The sequence below is a fragment of the Streptomyces graminilatus genome, from assembly GCF_001418565.1.
In the GTDB taxonomy this organism is placed as follows: Bacteria; Actinomycetota; Actinomycetes; order Streptomycetales; family Streptomycetaceae; genus Streptomyces; species Streptomyces graminilatus.
Window position 1 is genome coordinate 1 of the sequence record NZ_LIQQ01000718.1, and the last position, 2,649, is coordinate 2,649.

Annotated in this window: 3 protein-coding genes; all 3 read right to left on the reverse strand. The window is 73.3% G+C overall.

Annotated elements, in window-relative coordinates:
• Nucleotides 1-110: 110 nt before the first annotated feature.
• Nucleotides 111-1,064 (reverse strand): ROK family glucokinase, encoded by a 954-nt coding sequence (locus AOK08_RS40510; protein ID WP_055535384.1) that lies wholly within the window; start codon nucleotides 1,062-1,064, stop codon nucleotides 111-113.
• 114 nt (nucleotides 1,065-1,178) lie between these two features.
• Nucleotides 1,179-1,718, reverse strand: a complete 540-nt coding sequence (locus AOK08_RS40515) for a DUF5304 domain-containing protein (protein ID WP_055535386.1) — start codon at nucleotides 1,716-1,718, stop codon at nucleotides 1,179-1,181.
• A 57-nt stretch (nucleotides 1,719-1,775) separates the two neighbouring features.
• The coding region (locus tag AOK08_RS40520; RefSeq protein WP_055535388.1) for an ArsA family ATPase at nucleotides 1,776-2,649 on the reverse strand (874 nt) is incomplete at its 5' end.

Genomic DNA, 2,649 nt, shown 5'->3' on the forward strand with positions numbered 1-2,649 from the left:
GCGCCCACGCGGCGGAGCCGCAAATTTGATACAGCCCCGCGCCCCTAAAAGCAGACTGCTCGCCGTCCCTTTCGTAGGAGACGGCGAGCAGCCACAGCCATGGGGCGTGTCTACATGATCGGGTCTGGTTCCCTCGCCAGGTCCGCCGCGCCCACCATGCCTGCCTTGTTGCCCAGTTGGGCGGCGATGACGTCGGCCACCGGGCGCCAGTTGCCGCCCACCAGCCAGCGCTTGTAGGACTTGCGGATGGGGTCGAGGACCAGTTCGCCCTCGTCCGAGAGGCCGCCGCCGACGATGAAGGCGGAGGGGTCGAAGAGGGAGGCCAGGTCGGCGAGGCCCGAGCCGGCCCAGCGGGCCAGTTCGCGGTACGAGTCGACGGCGACCGCGTCTCCCTGCCGCGCGGCCATCGAGATGTGCTTGCCCTCGATGCCCTCGGGGGTGCCGTCGCCGAGGGAGAGGAGCAGTTCCGCGTTCTCGGGGGTGGCGTTGGCGCGCTGCTTCGCGTACCGGACGAGGGCGCGCCCGGAGGCGTACTGCTCCCAGCAGCCCTGCGAACCGCAGCCGCACAGCAGGCCGTCCGGGACGACCCGGATGTGGCCGAACTCGGCGGCCACGCCGAAGTGGCCGCGGCGCAGCTTGTTGCCGATGATGATGCCACCGCCGAGGCCGGTGCCCAGGGTGATGCAGATGACGTTGCGGTGGCCCTTGCCGGCGCCGAACTTGTACTCGCCCCAGGCCGCCGCGTTCGCGTCGTTCTCGACGACGACGGGCAGGCCCACGCGTGCCTCGACCTTGTCCTTCAGCGGTTCCTCGCGCCAGTCGATGTTGGGCGCGAAGTAGACCGTGGACCGCTGGCGGTTCACGTATCCGGCGGCGCCGATGCCGACGCCCACGATCTCGTGCCCGGCGCGCGCGCCCTCGACGGCGGCGGCGATGGCGTCCACGATGCCCTCGGGCGTGCCCGGGGTCGGCACCTTGTACGTCGAGAGGATGTTGCCTTCCTCGTCGACCACGCCGGCCGCGATCTTCGTGCCGCCGATGTCGACGCCGATGGTGAGTCCCATGAATCCCTCAGTTTCGGTGGAGCCCCGCTACGGCCAACCGTACCCGAGGCCCTGTCGCCGGATGCCCTTCCTCCGCGAGGTGGACGGGCCCGGCGGGAGGTGATCCGGCGGGTGTCAGTCCAGGTCGATGCGCTCGCCGGAGCCCGATCCCGAGCCGGTGCCGTCGTCCCGGCCGTGGCCCCGGTCGTCGCCCCAGCCCTCGCCCCGGCTCCCGCCCCGGTCGGTCTCGCGGGTCGCCCAGCGGCGCTCCTGGGTCTCGACGGCCGAGCGGTAGGCGGCGAGCAGCTCACTGCCCGCGGCTGCCAGGTGGTCGAAGACATCCGGGTTGCGTTCGATCACCGGTTCGACGGCCGCCCGGGCCTGCTGGACGACCTGCTGCACCACCTGCTGGGCGGTGCCCTGGGCGACCGCGCCGAGCAGGGGCGACTGGAGGGACGACAGCTTGTCCGAGACTGCGTCGACGAGCTTGCGCAGTTCCTCGGCGGCGGAGCCGGGCGGCGGGCCGTACCGGGCCCGGCGGCGGGCCTTCTCCGCTTCGAGGTCCTCGGCGCAGGCCTTCGCCCACGCGTCGGCGTCGGCGTCGGGCTTCTCGTACGGTGTCTCGTCGGCCGCGTCCCCCCGAGCGGCGTCGGATGTGGGGCGCTCTTCGCTCATGGCCGGCTCCTGACTACGGTTCTTCCCTCCGACGGTACCCGAATGGACGTACCGCCTTCATCGGGTCTGCGGCCACAGGTCCGGGTCCGGCGCGAAACGGATCCGCAGCTCGCCGTCGCGCAGGGCGGCGCCGGCCACCGTGCAGCGGCGCAGGGCCGAGGGCAGGGCGACGATACGGCGGAACGGGCCGACGGTGACGACGAGTTCGTCGCCGCGCCGGACCAGGTCGAGTTCCTCGCGTATCGCGCCGGGCAGCGGGATGTGCCAGACGAGCACGCCGTCGTCGGCGAGGTGGTCGGTGACAGGCCACTCGACGGTGGTGGGGGTCCGGTTGACGCCGGGTGCTCGGAGGGCGGCCAGGTCGTCGGTGCCGCGCGGGTCGTGTCCGAGGTGGGGGACCTGGTGGAGGGCGGGGCCGGGGGCCGATCCGGTCGACTCGGCCCATTCCTCGATCGTCTTGCGCTGCTGGGCGGTGACGGAGGCGAGCCAGGGGTCGGTCGAGGGCTCCGGCAGGACACGGTTGGCGAGCAGTACGTCCGCGCGCAGGCCGCGCAGGGCGAGTCCGGTGGTGGCGGCGCGTACGGCGTCGGTGCCGGCCGGGCCGGGTTCGGCGACCAGTCGTACGACGGTGTCCCGGTCCTCGACGACCGCGGTGACGGCGCCCAGCTCCACATCCCAGCGGGCAGCGGCCTCGTACAGCCACTCCGTGGGCATCGGGACACCGGCGAGGCGGCCGAGTACGGGGCGCAGGGCGCGGGCGGCCTGGCGTTCCGCGGGGAGGAGGCGGCGCAGATAGCGGCGGAGTTCCTCGGGGAGGGCGAGCAGGGCGAGCGCCTGCGGGGTGGGCGGGAGGTCGACGACCAGCAGGTCGTACGCCTCCGAGAGGGCGGCGTCGCGCAGGGCGCGCAGCAGGGCGAGTTCCTCGGCGCCG